The following is a 7759-nucleotide window of genomic DNA, read 5'->3' as shown; positions in this document are numbered from 1 at the left end:
AATTGGCTGGTTTTTTTGTGTCTTTAATTTACCGAATAAAAAAGCCGCAGCACTCAAAGAGCACCACGGCTTTCAACCAGAATAAGTTTGTTTATTTAAAGGCTATAAAGCACTCTCTAACTGTGGCAGTACTTCAAACAAATCAGCCACTAAACCGTAATCTGCAACTTGAAAAATAGGTGCGTCAGGGTCTTTATTAATCGCGACGATTACTTTTGAGTCTTTCATCCCCGCTAAATGCTGAATAGCACCGCTAATACCTACTGCAATGTATAAATTAGGCGCTACAATTTTACCTGTTTGGCCTACTTGCATGTCGTTAGGTACAAAGCCTGCATCAACTGCTGCACGCGATGCACCAATAGCTGCACCTAGTTTATCGGCAATACCATTAAGTAATGCAAAGTTTTCGCCGTTTTGCATACCGCGACCACCCGATATGACCACACTAGCAGCTGTAAGCTCAGGGCGTTCTGATTCAGTTTGCTCTACACTTACAAAGCTGCTTAATTGCGAATCTGATACTGTATCAATACTTGTTATAGCAACAGCTGATTGCTCACCTTGTAAATCAAAGCTACTGGCACGCACGGTAATTACTTTTTTACTGTCGAGTGATTTAACCGTGGCGATTGCATTACCTGCATAAATCGGACGTTTAAATGTATCGGCGTCCACTACTGCGATAATTTCAGAAATTTGCGCAACATCTAATAGCGCAGCAACACGTGGCATAAAGTTTTTGCCCGTTGTAGTAGCACTTGCAACAATATGGCTGTAGTTGTCGCTAATTGATAAAACTAAATCGCTCATGCTCTCAGCTAACTGATGTTCATAAACGCTATTATCAGCAACTAAAACATTAGCTACGCCATCAATGCTGGCCACTTGTGAGCTCATTGCGCTTAAGTTGTTACCTGCAATTAGTACATCAATAGGAAAACCCATTTTTACTGCGGCGTTAATAGTTTTTGAGGTTTCTGGTTTTAAGGCACCGTTGTCGTGCTCTGCAATTACGAGTGTTTTCATTTAAATCACCTTTGCCTCTGTTTTTAATTTTTCTACAAGCTGCGCTACGTCTTCTACAATAATTCCTGCGGTGCGTTTAGCTGGCTCTTCTACACTTATTAATTGCATACGCGGTGTTAAATCAACACCAAGCGAATCTGCTGCTATTACTTCAAGCGGCTTACGTTTGGCTTTCATAATATTTGGCAGTGATGCATAGCGAGGCTCATTTAAGCGTAAATCAGTTGTAACAACTGCCGGTAAATTAAGTGCTACCGTTTGCAGCCCGCCATCAACTTCGCGTGTTACGTTTACTTTGCCATTTTCAATAACTACTTTTGATGCAAATGTACCCTGCCCGCGATTAGTTAATGCAGCAAGCATTTGACCTGTTTGATTATTATCTGAGTCAATTGACTGCTTACCTAAAATGACAAGTTCAGGCGTTTCTTGCTCTACAATTTTAGCGAGTAGTTTTGCAATATGAAGTGACTCGAGCTTTTCATCGGTTTCGATGTGAATAGCTTTGTCAGCACCCAATGCTAATGCTGTGCGTAATTGTTCTTGTGATGCTTTTGAACCAATAGTTACAGCAACCACTTCAGTGGCGGTACCGGCTTCTTTAAGACGAATTGCTTCTTCTATAGCAATCTCACAAAACGGGTTCATTGCCATTTTAACGTTGTTTAAATCAACGTCGCTGTTATCACTTTTAACGCGTGCTTTTACGTTGTAATCAATCACTCTTTTTATTGGTACGAGAACTTTCATAGGAACTCCATAATTATTTAAACCTACAAGGTAACGTGCACGTCAACCTATTTATTTTATGAAATTAGACTACTTACTGTTGACGTAAACGTCAACCTAAAATAACCTTTAACTATTCACAGTCTGTAACGTTTAATTTGCAAGGTTATAAATAGGCTGTACACCTTATTTAAATGCGTAGTAAACATTCAAATAAGTCCGTCATAGATAAAGAGGTTATTATGGTCGAACGTGAAACCATGGAATTTGATGTAGTAATTGTTGGTGCAGGCCCTGCTGGGCTTTCAAGTGCAATTAAACTCGCGCAATTAGCACAAGAAAAACAACAAGAGTGCATGATTTGCGTAGTCGAAAAAGGTTCTGAAGTAGGAGCACATGTACTCTCTGGTGCTGTTTTTGAAACCAAAGCTTTGGATGAACTACTACCTAATTGGCAAGATCTTGGCGCACCGGTTACAACCAAAGTAACTAATGATGAAATTTATTGGTTTAATAACGAGCAAAAAGCGACATCAATTCCCCACTTTGCTACACCAAAAACATTTCATAATGATGGTAACTACATTGTATCTATGGGCAATGTATGTCGATGGCTTGCAGAGCAAGCTGAGAGCTTAGGCGTAGAGATATTTCCAGGATTTAGCGCACACTCTTTAATAATTGAAGATGAAGCAGTAAAAGGCATTATTACTGGTGATATGGGTGTAGACAAAGATGGTAATGAAAAAGACGGTTACATGCCAGGCATGGAGCTTCGTGCAAAATACACTATTTTTGCTGAAGGTTGCCGTGGTCATTTAGGTAAACAACTAATCAATGAGTTTGCACTTGATGCAGATTCATCACCGCAGCATTATGGTTTAGGCTTTAAAGAAATCTGGCAAATAGATGAAAGTAAACATGAGCTTGGCAAGGTAGTTCATGGTACAGGTTGGCCACTTAGCGGCGATACTAATGGTGGTGCATTTATGTATCACAGTGAAAACAATCAAGTTGTTGTTGGTTTAATTGTTGATTTAAATTACTCAAACCCACATTTGAGCCCGTTTGATGAGTTTCAGCGAATGAAGCACCATCCTGTATTTAAAAACGTACTTGAAGGCGCTGAACGTATTGCTTACGGTGCGCGTGCTATTGCTAAAGGTGGCTTGCACTCATTACCAAAAATGCATTTTGCTGGTGGTTTACTTGTTGGGTGTGATGCAGGCACTCTTAATTTTGCAAAAATTAAAGGTAACCACACCGCAATGAAATCAGGAATGATGGCCGCTGAGGTTATTTTTGAAGCATTGCAAAATGAGTTAGCAAATACCGATTTAACTCATTATCAAACTGCGTTTGAGCAATCGTGGGCATATAAAGAGTTATATCAATCTCGTAACTTTGGCCCTGCTATGCACAAACTCGGTAAATTTTTAGGTGGTGCGTACAATACGCTTGATCAAAACATCTTTAATGGCGCTTTACCCTTTACGTTTAAAGATAATACGCCCGATCACTCTACCCTTGTTGATGCTAGCGCCGCTGACAAAATTGCATACCCAAAACCAGATGGACACCTTAGCTTTGATAAACTCTCAAGTGTGTTTTTATCAAATACTAACCACGAAGAATCACAGCCGTGTCATTTAAAGCTTAAAGATGCGTCAATTCCTATTAACGTAAATTTAGTTAAATTTGATGAACCCGCACAACGTTATTGCCCTGCAGGCGTTTACGAAGTACAAGAAATTGCAAGCAATAAAGAGTTTGTTATTAATGCCCAAAACTGTGTGCACTGTAAAACCTGCGATATTAAAGACCCAAGCCAAAACATTACATGGGTAACACCTGAAGGTGCGGGTGGGCCAAATTATCCTAATATGTAACTAAATTATGCGCTGTATAGCTATATAACTACGTTTTTTACATATAAATTATAAACATATCCTAAATTGCAGGGGCTTCGGCCCCTTTTTTACGTTATGCTAATAGTAGTTTTAATAATAAGAGTGTTATTTATGCCGTCGTCAAAAGTTATTTTTCGTTTTTTAGCAGAGCCTACTGATGTGAATTTTGGTGGTAAAGTTCATGGTGGGGCCGTCATGAAGTGGATTGACCAAGCAGGTTATGCGTGCGCTGCAGGTTGGAGTGGTCATTACTGCGTAACTGTTTCGGTTGCGGGTGTTAAATTTAGACGCCCTATTTTAGTGGGTCAAATAGTCGAAGTAGAAGCTAAAATTGCCCATACGGGTAGAAGTAGCATGCAAATATTTATTCAAGTTAGGTGTGGCGATCCAAAAACGCAAAATATGGTTGAAACAAACCATTGTGTTATCAGCTTTATTGCAATGGATGAAACGGGCTACCCAATAGAAGTGCCTTCGTTTAAAGCAGTGACCGATGAAGACATTAAATTAGAAAATTACGCTATAAAAATGAAAGAAATAGCAATTGAAACAGAAAACTTGCTTCATAAAGTCTAATTAGTAATTTGAATAAAGTAAGGCTATGTAAAAAACTCATTATACTTTGTAAAACATACAACTTATTTTAGAGTACACGATTACACAAAAGTTCACTTTGATTATAAAACACGCTAAACAATGTAAAAACCAATACAAAAGAACTAATTATGGCGTGTTTTTAATCCATTTTAATATTGGCACGCTCGCTGCAAAATATTGGCACGCTCGCTGCAAGTAGATAATTGAAGTTTGATTAATGAAATCAAGCATTTGATTATTTTTTGTAAAGGAGCTATTCAATGATTAAAACACTTTCTCTTTCAGCTATTGCACTAGCAACACTGGGTTTTAACTCTGCAGCACACGCTGATATTTCTGATTTCGATTCTCCACGTATTTATACTGGTATCGGTTACGGTCAATATTCTTTTGAATTTGAAGACAGTGACAACGACACTGACTTTGACGACGATGCACAAATGCTTAAAGGCTATATCGGTACTCAGTTTAACGAATACCTAAGCTTAGAACTTGCTTATCAAAACTTTGATGAAGTAAGTGATATTGACAGCAAAGCTGAAATTGATGGCGTATCGCTTGCCGCACGTTTGGGCTACCCAATAACAGAGAGCTTTTCTGTATATGCAAAAGGCGGTTGGCTTGAGTGGGATGCAGATTACACACAAGATTTACCAGTAGGTGGTGTAACAGCGTCTACAGATGGTGGTGATGCATTTTACGGTGCGGGTATTGAATACGCACTTACAACAAATGTACAGTTTCGTTTAGAGTACGAACGCTACAAACTTGATGACGATATTGATCCAGACATGGATGTAGCATCTGTATCAGTTCAATACATGTTTTAATTAATCTTTAACATGTTTGAAAGGGTAAGCTTAAGAGCTTGCCCTTTTTTGTTTTAGGTCCTTTTTAAATATATTAATACAAAATATAAACCACTCAGTCTAATAAGTGATTTTAAACCGCTTGGTCTATAAGCAATAAACTTACTTACACTAATGCCATAAATACTAAATGCAGGTAGAATAGCGCTCTATTTTATTTGTACCCGAGTACTATGAGCGATTATACCATTTCGGCTATTGGCCACATTGAATCTCCTTATAAACAAAAGTTTGCTATACCTAGGCAGCCTCGTTTAGTGCCACAAGCCAAGGCAAAACTTATTTTTGCACCTGATTTTAATCGCGAAGAGTTTGTACGTGGTTTAGATGAATTTACTCATATTTGGTTGTTATTTCGTTTTCATGAAACGGCCGATAAAGGTTATTCTGCTATGGTGCGCCCACCTCGTTTAGGTGGGAATGAGCGAAAAGGTGTATTTGCTACCCGCGCTACATTTAGACCAAACGCGATTGGTATGAGCGCAGTAAAACTTGAAGGTATTGAATATAAAAACGGACAACTTAGTTTATTACTCGCTGGCATTGATTTACTTGATGGCACCCCCATTATCGATATTAAACCGTACTTACCCTATTCAGATGCAATGCTTGACGCCAGTGCTGGCTTTGCAGATACACGCCCAGAAACACAAATGACGGTTGAATTTAGCCCTCAGGCAATTGAGTTTGTTAATGCGCAAACACAATACCCAGATTTACATGATTTTATAGCTAATGTTTTAAAACAAGATCCCCGCCCTGCCTATAAAAAACAAAAAGACGGCGAGCAAAGCTATGGTATGACTTTGTACAATTATAATATTCGCTGGCAAGTCAATGGCGAGCATAACGTAGTAACAATCATAGAAAAAAACTAAATAACTCACTTAGCGCTTTAGTGTAAAAGCATCCGCTGTTAAACTTAAGTTCTATTAAAAGAACATAATTACTCTATTTCGGAAAAAACATGCGTACAAGCCAATATATACTCGCAACACTTAAAGAAACGCCATCAGATGCTGAAATCGTATCGCATCAGTTAATGCTTAGAGCCGGTATGATCCGTCGCGTCGCTTCGGGTTTATACACTTGGTTACCCTCTGGTTTACGTGTGCTACGTAAAGTAGAAAACATTGTACGTGAAGAGATGGATAAAGCAGGTGCTATTGAAATGCTAATGCCTGTAATTCAACCCGCTGATTTGTGGGAAGAGTCTGGCCGTTGGAATGAATTTGGTCCTGAGCTTATGCGCTTCACAGACCGTCATAACCGTACGTTTGCACTTGGTCCAACACACGAAGAAGTAATAACTGATTTCGTACGTAAAGAAATAAGCAGCTACAAGCAGTTACCTGTTACTTTATATCAAGTACAAACTAAAGTACGCGACGAACGTCGCCCTCGCTTTGGTGTTATGCGAGCTCGTGAATTTACAATGAAAGATGCCTACTCTTTTCACTTAAGTGAAGAGTGTTTAGATGCGACTTATCAAGCGATGCACAAAGCATACTGTAACATTTTTGAGCGTTTAGGCCTTGATTACCGCCCTGTACTTGCTGATACTGGGTCTATTGGTGGTAGCTTATCGCACGAGTTTCATGTACTTGCTGAGTCGGGCGAAGATGCCATTGCATTTAGTGATGGCAGTGATTACGCAGCTAATATTGAAAAAGCAGAAGCACTAGCGCCAAACGATCCACGCCCAGAAGCAAGTAAAGAGTTAAAAGCATTCCCTACTCCTGACGCTAAAACAATTAATGAGCTTAAAAAGCACTACGGTGTAAAACCTCATCGCGGTGTTAAAACCTTAATTGTTTACGGTGCACCTGATGAAAACGATGTACGTGGTTTAGTGGCGCTTGTACTTCGTGGCGATCATGATTTAAATGAATTGAAAGCTGAAAAGCACCCATTAGTAGACTCTCCGCTTGAAATGGCAACAGAGGCAGATATTGTTGCTGCTATTGGTGCAAAACCTGGCTCATTAGGCCCTGTGGGCTTATCTATGCCTATTATTGTTGATAGAGCCGCTAATATCCTTGCTGATTTTGTTGCCGGTGCTAATAAAGACGACGAGCATTACAGCGGTATTAACTGGGATCGTGACGTAACTGATTACGAAGTTGCTGATATTCGTAATATTGTTGAAGGCGATATGAGTCCATGTGGCCAAGGCGTTTTACAAATAAAACGCGGTATTGAAGTAGGTCATATATTCCAACTTGGCACTAAATACTCAGAAGCAATGAAAGCGGGAGTATTAAACGAAGGTGGTAAAAACCAAACCATGACCATGGGTTGTTACGGTATTGGTGTTTCACGTATTGTTGCTGCTGCTATTGAGCAAAACAACGATCAATACGGGATCATTTGGCCACAATCAATCGCGCCATTCGATTTAGCGATTGTTCCAATGAACATGCACAAATCACATCGTATTCCTGATATTGCAAATAACCTTTACCAGGGTTTAAAAGATGCAGGTCTTGATGTGTTATTTGATGACCGTAAAGAACGCCCTGGTGTTATGTTTAATGACATGGAGCTAATTGGTGTACCTTACACGCTTGTAATTGGTGAGCGTAACCTTGACGAGAATAAAGTTGAGCTTAAAAACCGCCGCAC

7 protein-coding genes are annotated in these 7759 nt (G+C 39.4%); 5 read left to right on the top strand and 2 right to left on the bottom strand.

The annotated features are described in order from the left end of the window. Nucleotides 1-102: 102 nt before the first annotated feature. Both L652_RS0103840 and L652_RS0103835 read right to left on the bottom strand, forming a co-directional pair. Complete coding sequence (locus L652_RS0103840; RefSeq protein WP_024596825.1) at nt 103-1029, bottom strand: FAD-binding protein; 927 nt, start codon at nt 1027-1029, stop codon at nt 103-105. Further along, nucleotides 1030-1779 (bottom strand): electron transfer flavoprotein subunit beta/FixA family protein, encoded by a 750-nt coding sequence (locus L652_RS0103835; RefSeq protein ID WP_024603308.1) that lies wholly within the window; start codon nt 1777-1779, stop codon nt 1030-1032. 221 nt (nt 1780-2000) lie between these two features. Here L652_RS0103835 and L652_RS0103830 point away from each other — a divergent pair, with 221 nt between their 5' ends. The 5 genes from L652_RS0103830 to L652_RS0103810 all read left to right on the top strand — a co-directional run. Then, the gene (locus L652_RS0103830) at nt 2001-3647 is read left to right on the top strand and encodes an electron transfer flavoprotein-ubiquinone oxidoreductase (RefSeq protein WP_024596823.1); all 1647 of its coding nucleotides are present in this window, start codon (nt 2001-2003) and stop codon (nt 3645-3647) included. A 132-nt stretch (nt 3648-3779) separates the two neighbouring features. Next, on the top strand, nt 3780-4244 hold the full coding sequence (locus L652_RS0103825; protein WP_024596822.1) for an acyl-CoA thioesterase: 465 nt from the start codon (nt 3780-3782) through the stop codon (nt 4242-4244). Between the two features lie 281 nt (nt 4245-4525). Then, nucleotides 4526-5095 carry an outer membrane beta-barrel protein gene (locus L652_RS0103820; protein ID WP_002961225.1) on the top strand — a complete coding sequence of 190 codons (570 nt, stop codon included), beginning with the start codon at nt 4526-4528 and terminating at the stop codon, nt 5093-5095. A gap of 212 nt (nt 5096-5307) precedes the next feature. Next, nucleotides 5308-6012, top strand: a complete 705-nt coding sequence (gene tsaA, locus L652_RS0103815) for a tRNA (N6-threonylcarbamoyladenosine(37)-N6)-methyltransferase TrmO (protein ID WP_024596821.1) — start codon at nt 5308-5310, stop codon at nt 6010-6012. A gap of 89 nt (nt 6013-6101) precedes the next feature. Next, the coding region (locus L652_RS0103810; RefSeq protein WP_024603307.1) for a proline--tRNA ligase at nt 6102-7759 on the top strand (1658 nt) is incomplete at its 3' end.

Origin of the sequence: Pseudoalteromonas sp. TB25 (genome assembly GCF_000497995.1) — a bacterium.
GTDB classification, from domain to species: Bacteria; Pseudomonadota; Gammaproteobacteria; order Enterobacterales; family Alteromonadaceae; genus Pseudoalteromonas; species Pseudoalteromonas distincta.
The sequence above is the reverse complement of the archived record's forward strand: the minus strand, read 5'-3'. Positions and strand labels throughout refer to the sequence as shown.